The organism is Actinoplanes sp. L3-i22 (assembly GCF_019704555.1).
Taxonomy (GTDB): Bacteria; Actinomycetota; Actinomycetes; order Mycobacteriales; family Micromonosporaceae; genus Actinoplanes.
On sequence record NZ_AP024745.1, the window covers coordinates 8,096,089 to 8,119,364 of the forward strand.

Below are 23,276 nucleotides of genomic sequence, written 5' to 3' on the forward strand. Positions count from 1 at the left end.
AGCAATCGGCGGTCGGGAGATTCACGCCGTACCCAGGAATGGTCTTGAATTTGGTGGGAGCGAGGGTCAGGACCGGTCGCGCAGGGTGGCGGACGGGGAGACGCCGAATCGGTCGCGGTACGCCCCGGCGAACCGGCCCAGATGGGTGAAACCCCACCGGTAGGCGACCTCGCTGACGCTCGCGGTGCCGGGATCGGCCCGGGTCAGCTCGGTGTGCACCCCGTCGAGCCGCAGCCGGCGAAGATAGGTCATCGGCGACATCCCGACGTGCTGCCGGAACGAGTCCTGCAGCACCCGGATCCCGACGCCGGCGATCATCGCCAGGTCCCGCGAGGTGTAGTGCCGCGACGGCTCGGCGTGCATCACGTCCAGCGCGCGTTTCACGGTCCGCGGACGGTACGGCCCCTGCAGCCCGGCCGGCTCCTCGCCGTACGGATGCTCGACCGTCAGCGCCAGCCCGCTGACCACCATGTCCCGCCAGCGGGCCGCCATCCGGGGCTGGGAGGCCAGCCCGTCCGTCCCGCGCAGCTCGGCCAGCAGCAGCCGGACCAGCGCCACCCAGGTCCGGCCCGGGCCGTCCACCAGGTCGAAGCTGGCACCCAGCAACAGCGGGGAGACCACCTGCTGGTCGAGGGCGGCGTCCAGCTCGCGTTCCAGGGCGCCGCGCTCCACCTTGACGCTGAGCAGCCGGCAGGAGCCGGGCCACTCCAGCTCGATGTCGCCGGTGGGCCGGAACACCGCGGCGCGGGTCGGGTCGGCGAGCACCATCGTGCCGCGGTGCCAGGAGCGGAGCACCCCGGTCAGCGGCACGAGCACGTGGTACGACGTCTCCAGCCCGGCGATCGAGACCCGGATGTCGGTGCCGTACCCCACTTCGCCGACCGTGATCGGCCCGAGCTCCACCACGTCCGCGTTGAAGTCGAACCGGCCGGGGTCACCGACCGATTCGATCCGCAACGGCTCGTAGTAGATCTTGCGGCAGAAGGCGCGGGCCTCCTCCATGTCGGTGGTGCGCAGCGCGACATGGACCGGAACATCGACCGGAAGACCCGCCATCGTTCCACCCTAGACCGAAAGCAGGGTCCTTCCCGGTACGGCGTTCTCCGGCCAGGCGAACTGGGCGACCGCGCCACCGCGCACCTCGATCTCGGTGAGCGGCTCACCGCCGTCGGCCCAGATCGCGTACCGGCCCTCGGCCAGCCCGTCGATGACGACACAGTAGGTGACGCCGCCGCGGATGTAGCGGGCCCGGACCGCGGCGTGCTGCCGCTGTTCGGGGGTCGCCACCGGGCTGATCTCGATCTCGTGCCCGTGGAACCGGGCCGACGTGTCGATGATCAGCGCGCCGATCGAGCCGCCGATGTTCAGCATCACGGTGCCCTGCCCGGAGGGGGCCAGGGTGTGGTGGTGATGCGCATGTCCGTGACCGTGATCGTGCGAATGGCTCATGACGGCACCGAGAATCCATCGAAGGGGGTACCCAGGTACGGGAACTTCTTCAGCAGACCCGAGCTCACGTTCTTGATGCTCAGGCCCTGCTCGACGAGCGCCGCCGCGGCGTCCGGCTTGAACTCCTTGTCGACCAGCGGCAGGGTCACGCCGGCGATCGCCCGCAGCGAGATGGAGACCACGTCGTCGGCGATCCGGCGGCCGTTCGGGAAGCCCTGGATGTCGCCGCCGACCACACCGAACGCGTTCGGCTTGGCCGCCGGCGGGATCGCCGTGTTCAGCCGCAGCACGTCGGCCTGCACCTTGCCGGTGTTGTTCTGGAAGCCGTCGATCAGGCCGGACGGGATGCCGGTGAGCAGGATCGCGAGCAGGTCGGCCCGGTCCTTCTTGAGCTTGTTCTGCGCGGCCAGGTTGTCGAACAGACCCGGGTAGAGCACCGGCAGCAGGCCACCGAGCTCCGGGGTGGCGACGAACTCGGCGAACCGCTTGTCCTCGCTCGGCGGCAGGCTGTTCCACTTGTCCTTCTGCGCCATCGGGACGATGACCTCGTTGAACAGCGGGTTGCCCAGCCGGGAGACCTGGACCTGCGGGCCCACGTAGACCTCGCCGCTCTTGTCGTCGCCGCGCACCTGCACCTGGCGGCGGCTGGCCGAGGTCCACACGCCGATCACGGCGGCGGCGTCGTCGGCCTTGACCCGCTTCTTGCCGTCGCGGCGGACCATGTCCAGCGGGATCTTGATCGCGATGCTGTGCACGTTGGTCTGGTCGGTCGCGTTGACCGCCTTGCCGGCGTAGTTGAACAGCTTCTGGCCGACCAGGTGCTTGTCCTGGAACGGGCGCAGCGTGCCCAGGTCGAAGATCGAGCCCAGGTCGACGAAGAACGCGTCGGCGCGCTGCCCGGCGAAGACCGTCTCGCGGCTCTTCAGCTTGTGCACCGCGTCGGCGGCCAGGCCCTCGTAGTCCGGGATGGAGATCTTGCCGACGTTGCAGGGCGGACACGGCAGCTTCTTGGCCAGCACGGTCTGCTTGCCGTGGCTGTCGACCTTGGTCACCGAGAAGAACTGCCGCCGGTTCCAGTTCTCACTGTCCAGCGACTCGATCTGGCCGGTGTTGTAGAGGAACGTCCGGTCGTTGCGCAGCTCGGTCACGAACCGGAACTGGTACGTGATGTCCGGCCGGGCGTCGCCGTTCGCGTCGATGTGGATCTCGTAGAGCACGTCGTCGCCGAACTCGAAGAAGTTCGGGCCGCTCGCCGGAATCTGCAGCGGGACGTAGTTCGCGATGATGGTGACCGTGTCCGGATCGTCGGGACTGACGAACGCGTATAGGTCAGAACTGTCGGCGACCGGGTCCTTGCTGATTTCCGGCGCTTCGCGGTGAGAAGACATTTTTGCGGAATCCTCCGGGTCAGCGAGCGGCCTTGAGCAGCTGGGCAACGAGTTTCTTGTCGGTCACGGTCTTCTTCGAGTTGCCGGAGAAGACGTCGATCGTGCCCTTTTTGGCGTCCCGTACGGAGATGACCAGGGGGGATCCGTCCGAGGACGACGTGGTCTCGTTCTCCCCGGCGAGGCTGATCCCGGCGACCGAGACGGCCGAGACCCCGACACCTGCCGCGGTGAGCGCCAGCATCCGGCGGCGGTTGAACCGCGGGAATGCCTGAGCACGGTAACGACTACGACTCATGCTGGGCCTTTCGTCTGTTGGGGGCCGGACGGGCGTTGCAGTTGTCGACGCCGGTGATTACGTGAATGGAGATCGAGGAGTTCAAACATTTTTTCCAGGTACTTCCCAGGACCACGAGATAGGCCCGTGATGCGCTGCTCAGAGGCCCGAACGACGCCTGCGGGTGAGGAAACCGATCGCCAGGGCGACCAGTCCGGCCGCGAGCGCTCCGCCGATCAACCAGTGACCCACCGTGTTCGGCTGCTCCTCCGCGGGGCTGTTCGCCGCGGCGAGCACCGGGTCCGCGCTCACCGCCGCGGTCGTCGCCGCCACCGTCGCCTCCGGAGCCGGCGAGGTGGTCGCGACCGTGGTGGTCGGCACCGGCGCGGCCTTCTTCGTGACGGCCGGCGCCGACGACGCCTTGACCGCCGCCGGGAAGACCAGATCGGAGCACGAGTAGTAGGTGTCCGGGGTGCTGGAGGTCTCCCACACCACGTAGAGCATCTGCCGCCCGGTCCGCTCCGGCAGCGTCACCGACATCCGGTACGAGCCGCCGGTCAGCGGCGGGTCGGTGAACGTGCCGATCGGCTTGCTGCCGAGGTCGTCCCAGGTCAGCTTCTTCAACGGGCTGTAGCCCGGCCTGGTCAGGAAGATCCGGAACTGGCCCTTGTGCGGGATGGTCCCCTCGTACTGGATCGGCAGTTTCTGCCCGGACTTCACCGCGGTCGACGGGAAGTCGTCGCGGGCCAGGTCGAGTCCCTTGTAGTTGTCGAGGCCGCCGCTGCAGAGCTTCCCGTCCGGCACGACGTCCCGGTCCTTGCCGTTCACGTTCGCGATCCGCAGGTTGTCGAACGCGCCGATGAACCCGTTCGTGGCGACCTTGGCCGCCTTGCACGCCGCCGCCGAGGTCTTGATGCCGTTGCCCGCGCAGGCGGCGGACCGGCTGATCGGGGTGATCGGGGCGCCGTGGGCGAGTGCGGGCACGGCCGGTACGGCGAAGGGCGCCACCGCGAGAAGCAGAGCGGCGGCGCGGAGGCGGCGGACGGACACGGGATTCCCCCAGGCGGGTCACACGACCGGGACGTTCCCGGTCACCCGGGGATACGGAGATCCGGCACCGCTCGTTCAGCGAGCCCCCGGCTGTGATTGCATGACCGAGTCCGGTAACACCATTCGGGAGGACCCATGAACAAGCCCGACGTCGGTCAGATCCCCGACGAAGCGCCCGCCGATCTCGTGATCGAGGACATCGTCGAGGGCACCGGCCCGGAGGCCAAGCCCGGCGAATTCGTCAGCGTCCACTACGTGGGTGTCGCCCAGTCCACGGGCAAGGAGTTCGACGCCTCCTACAACCGTGGCGAGGCGCTCGGTTTCCGGGTCGGTGGCCAGCAGGTCATCGCCGGCTGGGACCAGGGCGTGGCCGGCATGAAGGTGGGCGGCCGGCGCAAGCTGACCATCCCCCCGCACCTGGGCTACGGCGCGTCCGGCGCCGGCGGCGTGATCAAGCCGCACGAGACCCTGATCTTCGTCGTGGACCTGGTCGAGGTGCACTGATTCCCGGCTGATCAGGAGGGCCCGGGGGCGTCCCCGGGCCCTTGGAGCAGACCCGACAGCCCGGCGGCCTCCTCCGCCTCCAGCCGCGCGGTGGTCGCCTCCTCCTCGGCGAACCGGGCCTCCTCGGCCAGCACCTCGGCGGCGACCTCGGCCACGTGCGCCGCGCGCCGCTCCTCGACCGCCTCGACCAGCGCCGCCGAGTAGCGCAGCTTGGCCTCCTCGATGTCCTGGTCCATCTGTTCCACCTCGGCCTCGTCCGGCCGGGTGTGGTGCCAGATCCGGTTCAGCTGGTCCACCGTGATGTCGCCGCGCCGGTACGCCTCCAGAGCCGCCCGCTCCACCAGCGTGCGGCTCTCGTCCTTCGGCCCGGTCCACGCGTCCCACTTCGCCCGCTGATAGCGCTCCTCGGCCTCGTCGCGTACGTCGTTCGCCTCGGTCGCCCGTTCCCGTGCCTCGTCGGCAGCCGCGACCGCACGCTGTGCCGCCGCCCACACCTCACCGGCGCCGCTCTCCAGCTCCACGACCTCCGGCGCCATCTCGGGCGGCGGAGGGGCGGGCGCGCGACGGCCGGCGAAGACGGCCATCCCGCCGAGCGCCAGCACGGCGAGCAGGAGCAGCGCCAGCGAGATCCGCGCTGCCTCGATCCCCGTTCCACTCACGTTCCTCGACGCTAGTAGGAACGTGAGTCAGACGCACATCGGGGGTTCGTCCTCGGGAGCCGGGGCGGGCGGCCACGGCTCGTCGATCGGGATCACCGCGCGTCCTTCAGCGCGGCGCAGCCGCCGGTCTCGTCCGGCAGGAACGGCCGGAAGGTGATCCCCCACTGCTTGCCGCCGGAGGTCCACGGGGTCCGCGCGTTCGCCTTCGCGGCCGCGGCCAGCACCGTGTCCTTCTCGGCGCCGGTGACGGTGACGCAGGACAGCTTGGTGTCCGGGTTCAGCACCGCACCGGGCAGCGCCGGGCCGGGCCAGGCGATGTCGGCCTGCTTGGCCTGCGGGTCGGGCACGTACGTCTGGACCAGCGCGGCCACCGCGTCCGGCGCATAGGCGACCGGTGCCGGGGAGCCGGTCTCGGCGAAGGAGGTCAGCTCCTTCGCGTAGGCGGCGAGCTTCTTACGCGCCGCCTGCTGGGCCGCGGTCAGGTTCGAGTCGTCCGGAGCCGCCTCGTTCAGGGCGGTGACCCGCACGGTCTGGGTCGCCCCGCCCGAGGTGGCGGTGATCACCGTGTCCGGGATGTCGGCGACGCCGGGCTGCCCCAGATCGGCGCCGGTCCGCACGCCGGCCTTCAGCGCGTCGTCGGCCCACTGCCGGGCCCGCTCCGGGGTGATCGTGGCGACCAGCAGGTTGGGCAGCGCCGCGCCGGGATACATCATCGTCGTCGGGCCGGTGGTGATCACCCGGCCGTCGGAGTAGATCGTCGCGACCGGCATCCGGCCGTAGTTGTAGTCCCGGATCATGAAGCCGCCCTCGTGCGCGATGCGGACCAGCACGGTCGGCGACGCGGCGGAACTCTCCAGGATCGGGTCGGCGGCGGATCCGGCTTCGCCCGGCCGGGCACAGCCGGCCATCAGGATCAGGGGGACGGCGGCGGCGGTCAGCAGGCCGCGGGTTCGGGTCATACCGGTTCGACGAGCCGCGCCGGGCGCCGGTTCCGCTCCCCCGCGAGATTCCCGCCGAAAGGATGGATCTTGTCCGACGCCATCAGATCAAGATCAAATTCCGCTTACGGTACGACGCGAGCACTGTTCCCGAGCACCGACACCACGTCCCCGGGGTGCAGCTGACGTCCCCGGCGCGTGTCCACCTCGCCGTTCACCGTCACGTCCCCGGAGGCGATCAGGACCTTGCCCTCGCCACCGGTGTCGATGAGGTCGGCCAGCTTGAGAAACTGGCCCAGCCGGATCATGTCGCCGTCGATCGGCACGTCGCGCATCGGCACATCATCCGGCACCGCCCGGCGTCGCCCGGAGGCAGGGCTGGCGACAGCCCTGAAAAGAACTCGAAAACTTTCCGGCCGGGTTTGAACCATCGGGGCCCGTGATCCGAACTAATTCCCGTGAGGTATTTGGGAACAGCGCTCACGCTCGTGACGGCCGCCGGGGTGCTCGGCGTGACTGCCGGTCCGGCGTTCGCCGACGTGACCGTCAGCCCGGCCAGCGTGCCGCAGGGCAGTGGGCAGAACCTGACCTATCACTACGTCAACGAGGGCACCCTGCCGGTGTCCGAGGTGACGTTGCTGGTCCCGCCGGACAGCCCGATCGCCGAGGTCTACCCGCTCTCGGTGGACGACTGGGCGCCGAAGATCGACTATCAGCAGCTCACCGAGCCGCTGAAGACGATCCACGGCGGCACCCCGGTCACCCAGGCGCCGAAGTCGATCACCTGGATCGCGGTGGCCGGCAAGGAGATCGCCCCCGGCGGCGCCGCCGACCTCAGCGTCGCGCTGGGCCCGCTGCCCACGCTCAGCTCGCTGAAGTTCTCGCTGACCGGCAAGTACACCGACGGCAAGGCCGCGCCCGCGATGACCGCGGACCTGACCCTCACCCCGGACCCGGACGGCTCGGTCGCCGCGGCCGGGCACGCCGCCCACGGCACCGGCACGGACACGACCACCACCAGCGAGGACCAGATCTTCGCCGACGCGGTGAACGCCGCGCAGAACGACCGCGGCGCCTCGGTGCTCAGCCTCCTCGGCTGGGTGGTGGCCGCCCTGGCCCTGCTCGGCGCCGGCTGGATCGTGCTGCGCAACCGGCACCGCGCCAGCGAGGAACCGGACGAGCCCCCGACCCCGGAGGACGAGTCCACCGAGCCGGCCGCCGCCAAAGCCGACGGCGCCGCTCCCCGAGCCGAAACCGGCAGCGGCGCTCCCCAAGCCGAAGCCGAGGGCGGCAGCGCTCTCAAAGCCGAAGCCGAGGGCAGCGGCGCTCTCAAAGCAGACGCCGAGGCGGGAGCCGACGGCGAGGACGAGAAGGAAGCGGTCGTCGCCGGCCGCTGGAGCATCCGGACCTGAGAAAGAGAAACTCCCCCGCAGGGCAGGGTCCTTGCAGCGGGAAACCTCACGCGGGTGGGCGTGAGGCAGTCGTGTGAAGCGCGTGGGGCGCCGACCACGACAGGCGGGTGGGGCCCCGGGCAAGGCCCGTGATCCGCACGGCGGGCGGGTGGGGAGGAAACTCCCCACCCGTTCCGTATGCGCCCCGGCCCGAAACACCCGCCGCAAGCACCGCCCGAGCCGCCCCGCCGCAAGCACCGCCCGAGTCGCCCCGCCGCAAGCACCGCCCGAGCGCCCCGCCGCAAGCAAGGCCGAGCGCCCCGCCCCGCAGCAGGCACCCCGCCCGCGGCACGCGCCGCGGCCCCAGGCTGGCCCTCACGGTCGCTTCGCGGCTGCAGGCTGGCGCTCACGGTCGCCTCGCGGCCGGGGAACAGCCCCCAGCACCAGCCGAAAGCCCGCGCCGAACCCCCGCAACACACGCGGCCCGGCTGGCAGTCACGGTCGCCTCGCGGCCGGGAACAACCCGCCAGGAACAACCCGCCGGGGACAGCCCGCCGGGGACAGCCCGCACCGCCGGCCGAGGGCGGGGCGCGCGGCGTGGGTGCGGCGGGATCAGGCCGCGACCGGGCGAGGCGGGACCCGGCTCACGACGTACCCAAATCGGGTTTCAATCGGTTTTCAGGGCCGTTGCGACGTCGGCGAACATCGGCAGGTAGTCGCTGAGGCCCAGCGTGTCGAAGAGGCGCCGGAGGAAGCCGGACGGCGCCGCGAGGCGGACCCAGCCGCCGCGCTCCATGGCGCGGCCGTGCGCGGTGACCAGGACGCCGACGCCCATGGAATCGCAGAAGTCGAGGCCGGCGACGTCCACCACGACACGCGGGGCGGGTCGCTCGACCAGGCGGCCGAGGTTGGCCTTGAGCGCGGGCGCGGTGTCGATGTCGAGAGAACCGCGCAGGACGAGGACGGCCGTGTTCGGTGGATGGTGCGCGACCGATACCTGCATTGTGCTGTGAACCTTCGGGTCGGGGGGCGGACTCGTTGAAGCAACCCTATGCGAGCCCGCCCACCACCGCAGTTCTCAGATCGAGTTACGCCACTTCCGGCCGTTACGCCCGATCAGGCGATCGGCGTCGGTCGGGCCCCACGAGGCGGCCTCGTACGTCGGGATCGGCGACCGGTCGTTCGCCCAGTGCTCGATGATCGGGTCGACCACGCGCCAGGACTGCTCCACCTCGTCACTGCGGATGAACAGCGACGCGTCCCCGACCAGGGCGTCCAGCAGGAGGCGCTCGTACGCCTCCGGCGACTCCTCGACGAAGGTCTGGTCGTAGGAGAACTCCATGCTGGCGGTCCGGACCCGGAACGAGTGGCCGGGCACCTTCGCCCCGAAGCGCAGCGAGATGCCCTCGTTCGGCTGGATACGCAGGATCAGCGCGTCCGCGTCCAGCTCGGTCAGCTGGTTGGTCGGGATCGGCAGGTGCGGGGGCCGCTGGAACTGCAGCGCGACCTCGGTGACCCGGGCCGGGAGCCGCTTGCCGGTACGCACGTAGAACGGCACACCCGCCCAGCGCCAGTTGTCCACGTTGAGGCGCAGCGCGGCATACGTCTCGGTCCGCGACAGCGGGTCGACGCCGACCTCCTCGCGGTACCCGGCCATCAGCTCCTCGCGGGTGCCGCCCCGGGTGTACTGCCCGCGGACCGCGGCGTCGGCGATGTCCCGGTCGGTGGGCAGCCGGATCGCCTGGAGCAGCTTCACCTTCTCGTTGCGCAGCCCCTCGGACTCGAACGAGGCCGGCGGCTCCATCAGCGCGAGCGCGAGGACCTGGAGCACGTGGTTCTGCACGATGTCGCGCATCGCGCCGGCCGACTCGTAGAAGCCGCCACGGGTGCCGACGCCGAGCGTCTCGGCGACCGTGATCTGCACGTGGTCGACCCACGAGCGGTCCCAGATCGGCTGGAAGATCGAGTTGGCGAAGCGCAGGGCCAGAACGTTCTGAACCGTGTCCTTGCCCAGGTAGTGGTCGATCCGGAAGACGCTGGACTCGTCGAACGCGGCGTGCACGACCCCGTCGAGCTCGCGCGCGGTGGCCAGGTCCCGCCCGTACGGCTTCTCGATCACCAGCCGGGCGAACGAGCCCTCCGGCGCGTGGTTGAGCCCCGCGCCGTCCAGGCCGCAGATCACCGGCTCGAACGCGTTCGCCGGGGTCGACAGGTAGAACAGCCGGTTGCCCGACGTGCCCCGCTGCGCGTCCAACTCGTCGAGCGTCTCGGCGAGGCGTTTGTAGGTCTCCGGGTCGTCGTAGCCGCCGGAGACGTAGCGGATGCCGCCGGCGAGCTGTCGCTTCTCGCTCAGGCTGCGGCCGCCGAGGGCACTTTCCGCGAACTGTTCGTCGGACATCGGTGTCCGCGCGACGCCGACCAGGGCAAACTGGTCGGGCAGGCGGTTGTGGCGGGCCAGGCTCTCGACCGCCGGGAGTAGCTTGCGGCGGGTCAGGTCACCGGAGGCGCCGAAGATCACCAGAGTGGCCGGCGGCGCGCTGCGCTCCTGGATGAGCTGAGGTTGATCCATCGTCTCCGTGTCCTCCGACCGATTTGTTACCGTCCGTTAGAACCTTACGCAGCGGCCCCCCTCCATGGTTCACCCTGATGTGTGCCGCCGAGCACAATGCGACCGCTTCTCTGGATGCGACAGAGACCTAACCGATAAAAGTGGCAAAATGGGCGCAAAGGTCTGGCAACCGAGGGGGACCCCGTGAAGTACCGGCTCGTGACGCGCAGCGACTTCGACGGCTTGGTCTGCGCGGTGTTGCTGCGGCACCTCGAGATGATCGACGACATCATGTTCGTGCACCCCAAGGACGTTCAGGACGGCGTCGTCGACATCACCGACCGGGACATCCTCACGAACCTGCCGTACGACGCCCGCGCCTACCAGGTCTACGACCACCACCATTCGGAGACGCTGCGTAACGAGGGCGACCGCAGCAACCACGTGATCGACGCGGACGCGCCGTCCGCGGCCCGGGTGATCTACGACCATTTCGGGGGCAAGGCCCGGTTCCCGAAGGTCGCCGACGACCTGATGTTCGCGGTCGACCAGGCCGACTCGGCCGACTACTCGCTGACCGACATCCTCAGCCCGACCGGCTGGACGCTGCTGAACTTCCTGATGGACAGCCGCACCGGCCTGGGCCGCTTCCGCAACTTCCGGATCTCCAACTACCAGCTGATGATGCAGCTCATCGACGCCTGCATCATCCACACCGACGTGCACGACATCCTGGCCCTGCCGGACGTCGCCGAGCGCGCCGAGCTCTTCCACGAGTGCTCCGCGCGCTTCGTCGAGCAGCTGCACCAGGTCAGCCACCTCGACGGCGACGTCATCGTGGTCGACCTGCGCGAGGTCGAGGTGATCGAGGCGGGCAACCGCTTCATGGTCTACGCACTGTTCCCCGAGGCCCGCGTGTCGATGCACGTCATCTGGGGCCGGCAGAAGCTGAACACGGTCTTCGCCTGCGGCAAGTCGATCCTGGACCGCTCGTCACCGGTCGACATCGGCGAGGTGATGCTCCGCTACGGCGGCGGCGGCCACATCGCCGCCGGCACCTGCCAGGTCCCGCACGACGAGTCGGACCGCGTCGAACGCGAGATCATCGACGCCCTCCGCACCGAACGCGTGGTCTCGGTCTGACCCCACGCGCGGCGGCCCGGTCGCGGCCGCCGCGCGCCGCGCGGGAACCATCAAGATCAAATTCTTCATTGCCTCGGCTGCGGCCAATAACTGATCGTCGCTCCCGCGGGGACCCTTCCGGGCCTCGCAAGGGCGCGGGGCGCCCAGAACACGAGACCCTCCAGGGCGACGTCCGCGGGTGGGCACGGTTTCAAAGGACCCACGCGAGCCGGCGGCCGGGCCAGGCCCAGCCGCGGGCTCGCGAGCCCGCGGCAGGTCAGCGCGGGACGGGCGTGTTGACCGCGTCCAGCGCCGCGACGGCGGCACCCCGGGCGCCGGCCATGTCCAGGTCCGCGACCAGCGCGAAGGTCGCCGCCTTGGCCTGCTCGTCGCGCAGCTCGGTGCTCTCCCGCACAGTGTTCAGGAACCACTGCCGGAAGTGCGGCGCGGCCTCCACCACACCCCCGCCCAGGAAGTAGGCGGCCGGGTCGGTGAAGTTCGCCGCGATCGTGAACAGCTTGCCGATCGCCCGCGCCTGCTGCCCGAAAACGGCCATCGCGAGCGGATCCTCCTTCTCCCCGTACCCGCGGAGCATCTTGGCGGCCTTGCCGACCGGCTCGCCGGCCAGCGGGTGGTCCGGGAAGCGGGTCAACCAGTACGGCAGCAGGTTGTTCTTGATCCCGGTCAGCGACGCGATCGCCTCGACGTCCCCGGCGAACCCGCAGTTGCAGGCGGGCACCGGCTGATCGTCCTCGAGCACCCCGTGCAGCGGGATCTGGACGTGCCCGAGCTCGCCCGCCATCCCGGCCGTGCCCTTGACCACGCGACCGTTCTCGACCACTCCCCCGCCGAGGCCGGTGCCGACGATCGCGGCGACCGACGACATCTCCAGCGCGGCCGTGCCGAAGTGCCGGTGGTGCGCGTAGAGCGCGGCGGCGTTCGCGTCGTTGTTGTAGATCACCGGCAGGCCCAGCCGGGCCTCCAGCGCCCCGCGGATGTCGAACCCGTGCCAGGAGACCTGGTTGAAGTTCGTCGCGCCCTTGGACGAGATCACGCCGTTCGCGCTGGCCGGGCCGGGCGTGTCCAGGCCGACCGCGCGGACCAGCGACAGCGGCGTGCTGGTCAGCTCCAGGATGTTGGTGAACGCGTCGGCGAGCGACTCGACGGCCGACTCCGGCCCGTCGAGGACCCGGGACGGGTTCTCCACCAGGTTGTCCACCAGGAACTGCCCCGTCGCGTCGAGAACGGTGGCGTTGTTGCAGGTCCCGCCGTTGTCGAGACCGACGACGACCCAGGACGACGGGGTACGTACCGCTTCAGCCTGATCCACGATCCGAAGCCTACGTCCGTCACCGGTGTCCGGTCACGGAGGCGCCCGGATTTGCGGCCCGGGAAGCCCCGCCACGGCTCGGCGGACAACAAAAACGACAGCAAAATACGGGACCGCCACACATGGTGGCGGCCCCGTATCTCGAGGGGTTCGGTGCTTACTTCGCGCCGGCGGTGCGGCGCTTGCTCCACACGTCGAAGGCGACCGCGGCCAGCAGCACGATGCCCTTGGCCAGCATGACCTTCTCGGTCTCCCAGCCCAGCAGGCCGGCGCCGTTGTTGATGACACCCATGATGAGGCCACCGGTGATCGCGCCGACCACCTTGCCGACGCCGCCCTGGACCGCGGCGCCACCGATGAAGGCGGCCGCGATGGCGTCCAGCTCGAAGCTGTTACCGGCGGTCGGGCCGGCCAGGTTCAGCCGGCCGGCGAAGATGACGCCGGCGACCGCGGACAGCACGCCCATGTTGACGAACAGCCAGAACACCACCGACTTGACCTTGACGCCGGAGAGCGTCGCGGCCTGCAGGTTGCCACCGACGGCGTAGATCTGGCGGCCGAACACGGCCCGGTTGGTGACGAACGTGTAGCCGACCACCAGCACGGCGAGCAGGACCAGCACCCACGGCAGGTTGCGGAACCGGGCCAGCTGCACGACCAGGAACAGCACCAGCACGGCCGGGCCGGCCGCCTTGAGGATGAACAGCCACATCGGGTCGACGGCCTGGTTGTAGCGGATCCGCGCGGTGCGGGCCCGCCACTGCACGAAGACCAGCGCGACCACGACGACGACGCCGACCAGGATGCTGAACAGGTCGGCGCCACCCAGCGAGCCGAGCCCGATGTTGTTCAGGAAGCCGGGGGTGAAGCCGTTGGCCAGGGTGCGGATCTCGTCCGGGAACGGCCCGATGCCCTTGTTACCGAGGATCATGTAGGTGATCGCCCGGAACAGCAGCATGCCGGCCAGCGTGACGATGAAGGCCGGGATGCCGAAGTAGGCCACCCAGTAGCCCTGCCAGGCGCCGATGACCGCGCCGAAGATCAGCGTCACGACGATCGCGAGCGGCCATGCCAGGTGCCAGTCGACCATCATAACCGCGGAGAACGCGCCGGTCGCGGCGACCACGGAACCGACCGAGAGGTCGATGTGGCCGGCGATGATGATCAGCACCATGCCGATCGCGAGCACCAGGATGTACGAGTACTGCACGATGATGTTGCTGAGGTTCTGCGGCGCCAGCAGGTCGCCACCGGTCGCCACGGTGAAACCCAGCACCAGCAGCGCGAGGGCGATGTAGATGCCGCTGGACTTCAGGTCGAAGTTGACCTTCCGCGTCACCTTCTGCCCGGCACCGGCCGGACCCTGGTCGATCGACAGATCGGCATTGGTGGGTGCGACGGTCACGGCGCCACCTCCTGTTCTTCCTTCGTCATGAGAGTCATCAGGCTCTCCTGGGTGGCCTCGGCGCGCGGCACCTCGCCGGTGATCCGGCCAGCCGAGAGGGTGTAGATACGGTCGCAGATGCCGAGCAGCTCGGGCAGCTCGGACGAGATGACCAGGACGGCCTTCCCCTCATCCGCGAGCCGGTTGATGATCGTGTAGATCTCGTACTTCGCGCCGACGTCGATGCCCCGCGTGGGCTCGTCGAGAATCAGCACGTCCGGATCCGTGAAGATCCACTTCGAGAGTACGACCTTCTGCTGGTTACCGCCGGAGAGCTTGCCGACGACCGCCTCGACGGTCGGCGCCTTGATGTTCATGCTCGCCCGGTACTCGTTGGCGACCTTGAATTCCTCGTTGCCGTCGACCCAGCCGCCCTTGGCGAGCTTGCTCAGCCCGGCCGCGGAGACGTTCCGCTTGATGTCCTCGATGAGGTTCAGGCCGTACCGCTTGCGGTCCTCGGTCGCGTACGCGATGCCGTGGTCGATCGCCTCCCGCACGGTCCGGGCGTGGATCTCCTTGCCGTCCTTGTACAGCCGGCCGGAGATGTTCACCCCGTACGACCGCCCGAAGACGCTCATCGCCAGCTCGGTGCGGCCCGCGCCCATCAGGCCGGCCAGCCCGACGATCTCGCCGCGGCGCAGCGTCAGGTTGGCCTTGCGGACCAGGGCCCGGTCGGTCTGGGTCGGGCTGTAGACCGTCCAGTCCTCGATCCGCAGCACTTCCTCGCCGATCGTCGGCGTGTGCTCCGGGTAGCGGTGCTCCAGGTCCCGGCCGACCATACCGGAGATGATCTTGTCCTCGGTGAGGTTCTCGATCTCGTTGGTCCAGATGGTCTTCCCGTCGCGCAGAATGGTGACGCGATCGGAGATTCCCATCACCTCATTCAGCTTGTGCGAGATGATGACGCAGGTGATGCCCTGGTCCCGCAGGCCTCGGAGCAGGTTGAGCAGGTGCGCCGAGTCGTCGTCGTTGAGCGCGGCGGTCGGCTCGTCGAGGATGAGCAGCTTCACGTCCTTGGAGAGCGCCTTCGCGATCTCCACCAGCTGCTGCTTGCCGACGCCGAGCTCGACCACCGGCGTGACAGCCTTCTCCTGCAAACCGACACGGCGCAGCAGCTCGTCGGCCGCCGCGTTCGTCTCGTTCCAGTTGATCCAGCCGCGCTTGCTGCGCTCATTGCCGAGAAAGATGTTCTCCGCGATCGAGAGGTTCGAGGCGAGCGCCAACTCCTGGTGGATGATGACGATGCCCCGGTGCTCGCTGTCGCGGATACCGGAGAAGTTGCAGGGCTCGCCCTCGAACTGGATGTCGCCCTCGTAGGTGCCGTGCGGGTAGACCCCGGACAGCACCTTCATCAGGGTCGACTTGCCGGCCCCGTTCTCCCCGCAGATGGCGTGGATCTCGCCTCTGCTCACCTCGATGTCGACATCCTGCAGCGCCTTGACGCCCGGGAACGTCTTGGTTATGCCGCTCATCCGCAGGATCGTGTCGGTCATGAAGACCCTCCTATGGGCCGATGAAGTCCGCGCCCCGCCCGCGGAGGCGGGCGGGGCGCGGAGATCAAATCACTTCAGCTGGTCAGCGGTGTAGTAACCACCGTCGACGATGACCTTCTGGTAGTTGTCCTTGTCGACGATGACCGACTGCAGCAGCTGGGCCGGGACGACCTTCTTGCCGTTGTCGTAGTCGGTGGTGTTGTTCGTCTGCGGGGTCTGGCCCTTGAGCAGCGCGTCGGCCATCTCGCCGGTGACCTTCGCCAGCTGACGGGTGTCCTTGTAGATGGTGCTGTACTGCTCACCCTTGATGATCGACTTGACCGAGGCGAGCTCGGCGTCCTGACCGGTGACGGTCGGGTACTTGCCGCCGGTGCCGTAACCGGCCGACTTCAGCGCGGAGAGGATACCGATCGAGATGCCGTCGTACGGGGAGAGCACGCCGTCGACCTTGGCGCCACCCTTGTACGTCGAGGTGAGGATGTTCTCCATGCGCTTCTGGGCCGTCTCCGGGTCCCAGCGCAGCGTCGCGACGGTCTTGAAGTCCTTCTGGGTGGACTTGACGACCAGCGTGCCGTCCTTGATGTACGGGTCGAGGATGCTCATCGCGCCGTTGAAGAAGAACGTCGCGTTGTTGTCGTCCGGCGAACCGGCGAACAGCTCGATGTTCAGCGGGCCCTTGGCGTCACCCTTGCTGCCGTCGGCCTTGAGCACGCCCAGGCCGGTCAGCAGCGAGGTGGCCTGCTGCACGCCGACCTTGAAGTTGTCGAACGTCGTGTAGTAATCGACGTTCGCGTTGTCGCGGATCAGCCGGTCGTACGCGATGACCGGGATGTTGGCGGCCTTCGCGTTGTCCAGCTGGGTGGAGAGCGCGGTGCCGTCGATCGACGCGATGATCAGCAGCTTGGCGCCCTTGGTGATCTGGGAGTCCAGCTGCTGGGTCTGCGTCGGGATGTCGTTCTCGGCGTACTGCAGGTCGACCTTGTAACCGAGGCCCTCGAGCTGCGACTTCAGGTTGTCGCCGTCGTGGATCCAGCGCTCCGAGGACTTGGTCGGCATGGTGATGCCGATCAGGGCGCCCGCGTTGTCGGTGCCGGACGCGGCCTTGTCCGTGGTCTTCTCACTCGAGCCACAGGCGGCCATGGTGGTAACCAGCGTGGCGGCACTCAGGGCCGCCAGGAGCCGGGTGTATTTCACGGTTGGTTCTCCTCTTTGAGAGCGGTGTTACAGGGGGCGGGCCAGGCGGAAGTACGCCTGGTTCCACCGCACCCGATCGGCGAAGTCGTCGGTCGTGGTGCGGTCATCGATGAGCAGGAGCTCGGTCTGGGCCATCGTCGCGAAGTCGCGGAGGACCTCGGCCCCGACGGCCTGGGAGAGGACGGTGTGGTGCGGTCCTCCGGCGGTGAGCCAGCACTCGGCCGACGTCGACAGCGACGGCGCAGGCTTCCACACCGCACGGGCAACTGGCAAGTTGGGCAGCGGCTCGTCCGGCGGGACCACCTCGATCACGTTCGCCACCAGGCGGAACCGGTCACCGAGGTCGGCCAGGCCGACCACCACGCCCGGGCCGGGAGCGGCGTCGAAGACCAGGCGGACCGGGTCTTCCCGGCCGCCGATGCCCAGCGGGTGGATCTCGACCCGCGGCCGCGAGGACGCGATGGTCGGGCAGACCTCGAGCATATGCGCCCCGAGGATCTTCGGCTCACCCGGACCGAAGTGGTAGGTGTAGTCCTCCATGAACGAGGTGCCGCGGTCGTCGCCGGCGCCCATCGCCTTCACGGTGGCCAGCAGGGCGGAGGTCTTCCAGTCGCCCTCGCCGCCGAAGCCGTAGCCGTCGGCCATCAGGCGCTGCACGGCCAGGCCGGGCAGCTGCCGGAGCCCGCCGAGGTCCTCGAAGTTCGTGGTGAAGGCGCCGAAGCCGCCCTCGGTGAGGAACTGCCGCAGGCCGGCCTCGATCCGGGCGCCGTAGCGCAGCGAGTCGTGCCGCTCGCCGCCCTTGGCCAGCTCGGGGGCCAGCTCGTAGAGCTCGGCGTACTCCCCGACCAGGTCGTCGATCGCCTTCTCGTCGACCGCGTCGACGACCGCGACCAGGTCGTTCACCCCGTACGTGTTGACCGAGACGCCGAACCGCAGCTCGGCCTCGACCTTGTCGCCCTCGGTCACGGCCACGTCGCGCATGTTGTCGCCGAAGCGGGCCAGCCGCAGGGTGCGCAGGCGCTGCAGGCCGGCCGCGGCCTTCGCCCAGCCGTTGATCCGGGACACCACCGACGGGTCGGACACGTGCCCGGCGACCGTCTTGCGCGGCACCCCGAGGCGCGCCTGGATGAACCCGAACTCCCGGTCGCCGTGCGCGGCCTGGTTGAGGTTCATGAAGTCCATGTCGATGGACTCCCAGGGCAGCGAGCTGTTGTGCTGGGTGTGCAGGTGCAGCAGCGGCTTGCGGAGCGCGTCCAGGCCGGAGATCCACATCTTGGCCGGCGAGAACGTGTGCATCCAGGTGATCACACCGATCACGTCGGGATGCGCGTTCGCCTCCAGCATCACCTGCTTGATCGCGCCCGAGTCGGTCAGCACCGGGCGGGTGACCAGCTCGGCCCCGAGCCCGGCCGCCAGGGTGCGCTGGATCTCAGCGGACTGGTCGGCCACCTGCTGGAGCGTCTCCGGCCCGTACAGGTGCTGGCTGCCGGTCAGAAACCAGATCTGCGGTTTCATCGTGTTTCCTTCGGTGTCGATGTGGTGCTGTGCTCGTCAGCGGTCCCGGTAAGGCGTCACTGGTAGTAATCGTGCAGCACCGGGCGCTCGGCGAAGAGCCGGTCGTAGATCTTGGCCGCTTACGGGTGTCGTCGAGCGTCGCGACACGGGACCACTCAAGGTCCCGCGGTTCCCGCCGATGGCAGGGGTCGCGGTCGGCCCGACGGACATGGGGTTTACCTCCACAGGGGGAGCCAGGTGGTGGCGACGGCCACACCCCGGCGGGAGAAACCCAGTGTTATCGCTAACAAATGCGCTGTCAACGGCTCTTGGCAACAACAAAGTAACGGCCGCTTAACCGAGCCCTGCGAGGGTCTCAGGAGGGCGGCGCGACGCTCTCACGCACCACCAAGTGTGCCGGAACGATCACCGTGTCCGGGGCCCCGGGCTCACTTTTCATCTGGCTCAGCAACAACGTCAGGGCGGCCCGGGCCACGTCGCCGAAGGCCTGACGCACCGTGGTCAGCGGCGGAATGAAGTAGGCCGACTCCGGAACGTCGTCGAAACCGATCACGCTGACGTCGTGCGGCACCCGCCGGCCGCGCTCGTGCAGCGCCCGCAGCACGCCCAGGGCCAGGTGGTCGTTGGCCGCGAAGACCGCGGTGACCTCGGGCATCCGGGCCAGCATCTGACCGGCGCGATAGCCCTCGCCGGCCGACCAGTCCGCGCTGAGCAGCGGCGGCACCTCACGGCCGGCCTCCTGCAGGGTCTGCCGCCAGCCCTGGATGCGCCCGGCCGAGTCGAACCACTCGGTCGGCCCGGAGACGTGCCAGACCGTCTCGTGGCCGGCCTCCAGCAGGTGCCGGACCGCGGCCCGGGCGCCGGCCACCTGGTCGACGGTGACCAGCGAGCGGCCGGCCGCCGGGTCGCCGTCGATGAAGACCACCGGCACGTCGGCCGGGATCTCGGCGAGGGCCTCGGTGGCCGAGGCGACCTGGGCGATCACCACCAGGCCGGCGACCCGCTGATCGAGGTGCCGGTCGACGACCGCGCTGATCGAGTCGCGGTCCAGCTCGCGGACGCTGCCGACGCTGACCGCGAAGCCGGCGTCCGCCGCGGCCTGCTCGAACTCGGTCAGCATCGAGGCCGGGCCGTAGAGCATGCTGTTGCGCGCGACCACGCCGATCAGCTGGGACCGGCCGGTGACCAGGGCGCGGGCCGCCCGGTTCGGCCGGTAGCCGAGCTCGGCGATCGCGGCCCGGACCCGCAGGCGGGTCTGCTCCTTGACGTTCGGATGGTCGTTCAGGACGCGCGAGACGGTCTGGTGGGAAACACCGGCCAGTCGCGCCACGTCGGTCATCGCCGGGGAACGGGATCCCTTGGTCTCCACTTGCGCACCTCGCCAGGTCCGGATCTGATGGAGCGTAGCGGCAGGCCGCGTGTCTCCCGTTGTGGGAAATGTTATCGATAACAATGCCCGCGCCGCGAGCCCCGCGGCGAGGGTTGCCTCAAGCCCCGTACTCTCGGCAGCGATGGACGTGACACCCATGATCAGCAGCCCCGTCGTCGCCGGCCCGGCGGACGACGAGGGTTTCACGTCCCTGCGCCGGCCCGCCCGGCCGCGCGCCGAACGATACGAGATCGGTCGCTCCCTGCGCGAGCGGTCCCCCCGTTCCGACATGGCGCTCTGGCAGCCGGGTCCGGATCGGCCCGATCCGGTGCAGCAGGTGATCGCGTCGCACGCGGGCCGGCTGCCCTGGCTCGTCCCGGTCCGGATCGGCCGCATGATCGCCAGTCCGTACACGTTCCTCCGCGGCACCGCCGGCCTGATGGCCGACGACTTCGCCGCCCTCCCGCACACCGGCATCACCCCGGTGATCTGCGGCGACGCCCACCTCGGCAACTTCGGCTTCTACGCCTCGCCGGAGCGCGAGCTGGTCTTCGACCTCAACGACTTCGACGAGGCGCACCCCGGCCCGTGGGAGTGGGACCTGCGCCGCCTGGTGGTCAGCGTCTACGTGGCCGGCCGGGTCAACGGCTTCCGGGAGAGCGCCTGCGCCGACGCCGTGCAGCACTGCGTCGAGGCGTACCGCGAGCAGATCGCCCAGCTGGCCGACCGTCCGCTGCTGGCCCGCTCGTTCGACCAGCTCAACGTCGACGCGATGCGCGGCGCCGCGACCAAGGCCAGCTTCCGGGACGAGATCGAGCGGGCCGCCCGGCGGGCCCGGCGGCGCACCAGCGACCGGGCGCTGCCCCGCTTCACCGAGCGGCGCGACGGCACCCGGCGGCTGGTCGAGGAGCCGCCGGTGATCACCCGCCCGGCCGACGGCGACCGGGAGCTGCTCGAGGAGGCCCTGGACGGGTACCTGAACACGCTCAAGCCGCACTGGGCCCGGATCCTGGGTGGGTACCGGGTGGTCGACGTCGCGCACAAGGTGGTCGGCGTGGGGTCGGTCGGGCTCCGGGCGTACGTCGCGCTCTGCGAGGGCTCGGACCCGGAGGACGTGGTGTTCCTGCAGCTCAAGCAGGCCCGCCGGTCGGTCATCGCGAAGCACCAGCACGGCGCCCTGGCCTGGCACCGGCACCAGGGCCAGCGGGTGGTGGAGTACCAGCAGGCCCTGCAGACGGTCAGCGACCCGCTGCTCGGCTGGGCCACCGTCGGCGACCATCAGTACTACGTGCGCCAGTTCCGCGACATGAAGGGCGCGATCGTCGTCGAGGACATCAACGCCGGCGCGCTCGCCGACTACGCCGGCATCTGCGGCTACCTGCTGGCCAAGTCGCACGCCCGGACGAGCGGGGCGTCGATGATCGCGGGATACTGCGGCGGCAGCGACAAGCTCGACGACTCGCTGGCCCGCTTCTCCCGGCACTACGCCGACCAGGTGGAGAAGGATCACGCGGCGCTGGTGGCCGCGGTCCGGCGCGGCCAGCTGACCGCCGAGTCGGCCTGAAGAACTTTCACCCGAGATCCCGTAACCGGGCGTGTCTGAAACGGAGAACCCCGCGTGAGCGGCATCGTCCCCCTGGAGTCCGCCGCCCTGCGCGAGTTCTGGACCGAGCGGCACCTCTGCACCCTGACCACCCTGCGCGCCGACGGCTCCCCGCACGTGGTCGCGGTCGGCGCCACCCTCGACCCGCTGACCGGGATCGCCCGGGTGATCGCCTCGGGCGGCTCGGCGAAGGTCCGCCACGTCCGGCTGGGCCAGCAGCGGGTCGCGATCTGCCAGTTCGACGGGCCGCGCTGGAGCACCGTCGAGGGCCTGGCCGTGGTCCGCGACGACCCGGAGTCGGTCGCGGACGCCGAGCGCCGGTACGCCGGGCGTTACCGGACGCCGCGTCCCAACCCGGCCCGGGTGGTCATCGAGGTGACCATCTCCCGGGTGCTCGGCTCCGCCTCCCTGATGCCCTCGCCGGCCACCAGCGCCTGAAACTCGCGCTCGCGGGCCCGGCGCCGGCGCAGGTACCGCACGCCCAGATAGATCAGGTAGAGGGTGACCAGCGGGGCGCCCGGGAACTTCAGCGAGCGGACCAGGCCGGAGCCGTCCGGCAGCACCGAGAACGACGCCACGATGGTGATCACCATGACCACCTTGGTCCGGAAGCCGGTCGCCGCCAGCAGGGTCAGCGGCCACAGCGTGTACCAGGGCAGGAACACCGGGGCCAGGGCCACCGTGGCGACGATCGCCGCGGCCGCGCCGAACAGCGCGGCCTTGCCCGGATCGGTACGGTCGCGCAGCGCCCGGATCCAGATCGCCACCAGCGCGGCGGCGAGCACGGCGTAGGCGATCGCGCGGACCACCGGGACGGCGTCGAAATCCGGATCGAAGAGCTGCCCGACGTACGTGATGGTCATCCCGACCGCGGTCGGCATCGAGCTGAACTGGACCAGCTCGCCGCTGTCCCGCATGCCGGCGATCCAGCCGTAGTCGAGCCCGCCCGCCGCGGTGATCCCGGCCAGGGTGGCCGCGGCCGCGCCGACCACGCTCAGCGTGCCGATCAGCAGCCCGCGCGGGTCGATCCCGCGCTTGCGGACCAGCGCGGCGGCGACGATCAGCACCGCGAACGGGATGGCGATCAGCGCGGTGGCCTTGACCGCCACCGCGCCGCCGAGCAGCACGCCGCCGCCGAGCATCGCGGCCGGGTGCTTCGGGAACCGGGTGACCAGGGCCAGCCCGGCCACCATCAGGCCGAGCATCGCGGCGTCGTTGTGCGGGCCGCCGATCAGGTGCGCGCCGATCAGCGGACCGGCCAGCGCCAGCCATAGCGCCCGGGCCGGCGGCACCCCGCACCGCCGGGCCAGCACCGGGAGGCCGGCCGCCATCGCCAGCACGCCGACCAGCGCGACCAGCCGGAACAGCACCAGCGGCAGGACCAGGGAGCCGATCTGCGGCGGCAGCGCGTCGACGATCCCCGGGGCCGGCGGCAGGGCGTGCCCGGCGGCCACGATCGCGGCGGCGAGCAGGATGAACAGCGGACCGTACGGCGCCACGGTGTCCCGCCAGATCGGCGGCACCGCGCCGACCCAGGTGCAGGGCAGCGTCTCGGCGGTGGCGGTGTACGGACTCAGCCCGTGCGTGAACAGCTCGCCCTGGCAGCTGTACGAGTAGAAGTCACGGCTCCCGACCGGCGGCAGGAACAGGAACGGGATGGTCCAGAGCGCGATCGTCCCGAGCACCCACCGCGGGCGATGATCGCGATCGCGGCCGGTCCACCACGCGTACCCCATAAGCCCCGTGCCCACCACCCAGAGTGAGGTGACCGCGAGGTTGTGGTTGCCCTTGGTGGGCAACGCCCCGCCCATCAGCCCGGCGACGAGAAGCAGGATGGAACCACCGAAACCGACCCAGCGCAGGGCCCGGGAACTCAACACCGGCAGATGGTCGCGGCACCGGATGAGCAGAAGGCCGAGCCTGGGCGAACGGGAGCTGTCCAACAGGCGATGCGGCGATCCGGTTCGGTCAATGTTCATCCTGGCCTCATGCCCCCGTCAGCGGC

The 23,276-nt window shown here is 69.9% G+C and carries 22 protein-coding genes; 5 read left to right on the top strand and 17 right to left on the bottom strand.

The window, feature by feature from the left end; all coding sequences use genetic code 11:
• Nucleotides 1-66: 66 nt before the first annotated feature.
• The 5 genes from L3i22_RS36395 to L3i22_RS36415 form a co-directional block, all read right to left on the bottom strand.
• A complete protein-coding gene (locus L3i22_RS36395) occupies nucleotides 67-1,056 on the bottom strand; it encodes an AraC family transcriptional regulator (RefSeq protein WP_221322007.1) in 990 nt (329 codons plus the stop codon).
• A gap of 9 nt (nucleotides 1,057-1,065) precedes the next feature.
• On the bottom strand, nucleotides 1,066-1,449 hold the full coding sequence (locus tag L3i22_RS36400) for a phospholipase (RefSeq protein WP_221322008.1): 384 nt from the start codon (nucleotides 1,447-1,449) through the stop codon (nucleotides 1,066-1,068).
• A complete protein-coding gene (locus L3i22_RS36405) occupies nucleotides 1,446-2,837 on the bottom strand; it encodes a DUF4331 domain-containing protein (protein ID WP_221322009.1) in 1,392 nt (463 codons plus the stop codon). Before L3i22_RS36405 ends, L3i22_RS36400 begins: the two co-directional genes overlap by 4 nt.
• 19 nt (nucleotides 2,838-2,856) lie before the next feature.
• Nucleotides 2,857-3,132: a hypothetical protein gene (locus tag L3i22_RS36410; protein ID WP_221322010.1), complete on the bottom strand. Its 276-nt coding sequence runs from the start codon at nucleotides 3,130-3,132 to the stop codon at nucleotides 2,857-2,859.
• 138 nt (nucleotides 3,133-3,270) lie between these two features.
• On the bottom strand, nucleotides 3,271-4,161 hold the full coding sequence (locus tag L3i22_RS36415) for a lytic polysaccharide monooxygenase (protein WP_221322011.1): 891 nt from the start codon (nucleotides 4,159-4,161) through the stop codon (nucleotides 3,271-3,273).
• A 135-nt stretch (nucleotides 4,162-4,296) separates the two neighbouring features.
• Between L3i22_RS36415 and L3i22_RS36420 the strand changes: the two genes are divergently transcribed.
• Nucleotides 4,297-4,665, top strand: a complete 369-nt coding sequence (locus L3i22_RS36420; protein WP_221322012.1) for an FKBP-type peptidyl-prolyl cis-trans isomerase — start codon at nucleotides 4,297-4,299, stop codon at nucleotides 4,663-4,665.
• An 11-nt stretch (nucleotides 4,666-4,676) separates the two neighbouring features.
• Here L3i22_RS36420 and L3i22_RS36425 read toward each other — a convergent pair whose 3' ends face one another.
• The 3 genes from L3i22_RS36425 to L3i22_RS36435 form a co-directional block, all read right to left on the bottom strand.
• Complete coding sequence (locus tag L3i22_RS36425; protein ID WP_221322013.1) at nucleotides 4,677-5,324, bottom strand: hypothetical protein; 648 nt, start codon at nucleotides 5,322-5,324, stop codon at nucleotides 4,677-4,679.
• A gap of 92 nt (nucleotides 5,325-5,416) precedes the next feature.
• Complete coding sequence (locus L3i22_RS36430; protein ID WP_221322014.1) at nucleotides 5,417-6,283, bottom strand: hypothetical protein; 867 nt, start codon at nucleotides 6,281-6,283, stop codon at nucleotides 5,417-5,419.
• Nucleotides 6,284-6,387: 104 nt separating this feature from the next.
• Entirely contained in the window at nucleotides 6,388-6,597 is a 210-nt protein-coding gene (locus L3i22_RS36435) for an RNA-binding S4 domain-containing protein (RefSeq protein ID WP_203677087.1), read from the bottom strand.
• A gap of 177 nt (nucleotides 6,598-6,774) precedes the next feature.
• Here L3i22_RS36435 and L3i22_RS36440 point away from each other — a divergent pair, with 177 nt between their 5' ends.
• A complete protein-coding gene (locus L3i22_RS36440) occupies nucleotides 6,775-7,674 on the top strand; it encodes a DUF1775 domain-containing protein (protein WP_221322015.1) in 900 nt (299 codons plus the stop codon).
• A 646-nt stretch (nucleotides 7,675-8,320) separates the two neighbouring features.
• Here the strand turns inward: L3i22_RS36440 and L3i22_RS36445 are convergent.
• Both L3i22_RS36445 and zwf read right to left on the bottom strand, forming a co-directional pair.
• Nucleotides 8,321-8,656 (bottom strand): STAS domain-containing protein, encoded by a 336-nt coding sequence (locus L3i22_RS36445; RefSeq protein ID WP_221322016.1) that lies wholly within the window; start codon nucleotides 8,654-8,656, stop codon nucleotides 8,321-8,323.
• Nucleotides 8,657-8,731: 75 nt separating this feature from the next.
• Nucleotides 8,732-10,222, bottom strand: a complete 1,491-nt coding sequence (gene zwf, locus L3i22_RS36450; RefSeq protein WP_221322017.1) for a glucose-6-phosphate dehydrogenase — start codon at nucleotides 10,220-10,222, stop codon at nucleotides 8,732-8,734.
• Between the two features lie 183 nt (nucleotides 10,223-10,405).
• Between zwf and L3i22_RS36455 the strand changes: the two genes are divergently transcribed.
• Nucleotides 10,406-11,344 (top strand): exopolyphosphatase, encoded by a 939-nt coding sequence (locus L3i22_RS36455; protein ID WP_221322018.1) that lies wholly within the window; start codon nucleotides 10,406-10,408, stop codon nucleotides 11,342-11,344.
• A 256-nt stretch (nucleotides 11,345-11,600) separates the two neighbouring features.
• Here the strand turns inward: L3i22_RS36455 and L3i22_RS36460 are convergent, their stop codons facing one another.
• The 6 genes from L3i22_RS36460 to L3i22_RS36485 form a co-directional block, all read right to left on the bottom strand.
• On the bottom strand, nucleotides 11,601-12,653 hold the full coding sequence (locus L3i22_RS36460) for an ROK family protein (RefSeq protein WP_221322019.1): 1,053 nt from the start codon (nucleotides 12,651-12,653) through the stop codon (nucleotides 11,601-11,603).
• A gap of 157 nt (nucleotides 12,654-12,810) precedes the next feature.
• Nucleotides 12,811-14,058 carry a multiple monosaccharide ABC transporter permease gene (mmsB, locus tag L3i22_RS36465; protein WP_221322020.1) on the bottom strand — a complete coding sequence of 416 codons (1,248 nt, stop codon included), beginning with the start codon at nucleotides 14,056-14,058 and terminating at the stop codon, nucleotides 12,811-12,813.
• Nucleotides 14,055-15,590, bottom strand: a complete 1,536-nt coding sequence (mmsA, locus tag L3i22_RS36470) for a multiple monosaccharide ABC transporter ATP-binding protein (protein ID WP_221322021.1) — start codon at nucleotides 15,588-15,590, stop codon at nucleotides 14,055-14,057. The genes mmsB and mmsA overlap by 4 nt, the downstream gene beginning before the upstream one ends.
• A 69-nt stretch (nucleotides 15,591-15,659) precedes the next feature.
• The gene (gene chvE / locus L3i22_RS36475; protein WP_255657433.1) at nucleotides 15,660-16,784 is read right to left on the bottom strand and encodes a multiple monosaccharide ABC transporter substrate-binding protein; all 1,125 of its coding nucleotides are present in this window, start codon (nucleotides 16,782-16,784) and stop codon (nucleotides 15,660-15,662) included.
• Between the two features lie 27 nt (nucleotides 16,785-16,811).
• Nucleotides 16,812-18,299, bottom strand: a complete 1,488-nt coding sequence (gene araA / locus L3i22_RS36480) for an L-arabinose isomerase (protein ID WP_221322022.1) — start codon at nucleotides 18,297-18,299, stop codon at nucleotides 16,812-16,814.
• 355 nt (nucleotides 18,300-18,654) lie between these two features.
• Nucleotides 18,655-19,638: a LacI family DNA-binding transcriptional regulator gene (locus L3i22_RS36485; protein WP_221330333.1), complete on the bottom strand. Its 984-nt coding sequence runs from the start codon at nucleotides 19,636-19,638 to the stop codon at nucleotides 18,655-18,657.
• Between the two features lie 172 nt (nucleotides 19,639-19,810).
• Here L3i22_RS36485 and L3i22_RS36490 point away from each other — a divergent pair, with 172 nt between their 5' ends.
• Entirely contained in the window at nucleotides 19,811-21,232 is a 1,422-nt protein-coding gene (locus tag L3i22_RS36490) for a DUF2252 domain-containing protein (RefSeq protein ID WP_221322023.1), read from the top strand.
• A 54-nt stretch (nucleotides 21,233-21,286) separates the two neighbouring features.
• The gene (locus L3i22_RS36495; RefSeq protein ID WP_221322024.1) at nucleotides 21,287-21,709 is read left to right on the top strand and encodes a PPOX class F420-dependent oxidoreductase; all 423 of its coding nucleotides are present in this window, start codon (nucleotides 21,287-21,289) and stop codon (nucleotides 21,707-21,709) included.
• Here L3i22_RS36495 and mptB read toward each other — a convergent pair.
• Nucleotides 21,604-23,151, bottom strand: coding sequence for a polyprenol phosphomannose-dependent alpha 1,6 mannosyltransferase MptB (gene mptB / locus L3i22_RS36500; protein WP_255657434.1), 1,548 nt, complete (start codon nucleotides 23,149-23,151; stop codon nucleotides 21,604-21,606). The two genes, L3i22_RS36495 and mptB, sit on opposite strands and share 106 nt — an antisense overlap.
• Nucleotides 23,152-23,276: the final 125 nt, after the last annotated feature.

Coding starts and splice junctions, on each gene's coding strand:
- L3i22_RS36395 (WP_221322007.1), bottom strand. CDS start 1,056: ATGGCGGGTCTTCCGGTCGATGTTCCGGTCCATGTCGCGCTGCGCACC.
- L3i22_RS36400 (WP_221322008.1), bottom strand. CDS start 1,449: ATGAGCCATTCGCACGATCACGGTCACGGACATGCGCATCACCACCAC.
- L3i22_RS36405 (WP_221322009.1), bottom strand. CDS start 2,837: ATGTCTTCTCACCGCGAAGCGCCGGAAATCAGCAAGGACCCGGTCGCC.
- L3i22_RS36410 (WP_221322010.1), bottom strand. CDS start 3,132: ATGAGTCGTAGTCGTTACCGTGCTCAGGCATTCCCGCGGTTCAACCGC.
- L3i22_RS36420 (WP_221322012.1), top strand. CDS start 4,297: ATGAACAAGCCCGACGTCGGTCAGATCCCCGACGAAGCGCCCGCCGAT.
- L3i22_RS36430 (WP_221322014.1), bottom strand. CDS start 6,283: ATGACCCGAACCCGCGGCCTGCTGACCGCCGCCGCCGTCCCCCTGATC.
- L3i22_RS36435 (WP_203677087.1), bottom strand. CDS start 6,597: ATGCGCGACGTGCCGATCGACGGCGACATGATCCGGCTGGGCCAGTTT.
- L3i22_RS36445 (WP_221322016.1), bottom strand. CDS start 8,656: ATGCAGGTATCGGTCGCGCACCATCCACCGAACACGGCCGTCCTCGTC.
- zwf (WP_221322017.1), bottom strand. CDS start 10,222: ATGGATCAACCTCAGCTCATCCAGGAGCGCAGCGCGCCGCCGGCCACT.
- mmsA (WP_221322021.1), bottom strand. CDS start 15,590: ATGACCGACACGATCCTGCGGATGAGCGGCATAACCAAGACGTTCCCG.
- araA (WP_221322022.1), bottom strand. CDS start 18,299: ATGAAACCGCAGATCTGGTTTCTGACCGGCAGCCAGCACCTGTACGGG.
- L3i22_RS36485 (WP_221330333.1), bottom strand. CDS start 19,638: ATGACCGACGTGGCGCGACTGGCCGGTGTTTCCCACCAGACCGTCTCG.
- L3i22_RS36490 (WP_221322023.1), top strand. CDS start 19,811: ATGGACGTGACACCCATGATCAGCAGCCCCGTCGTCGCCGGCCCGGCG.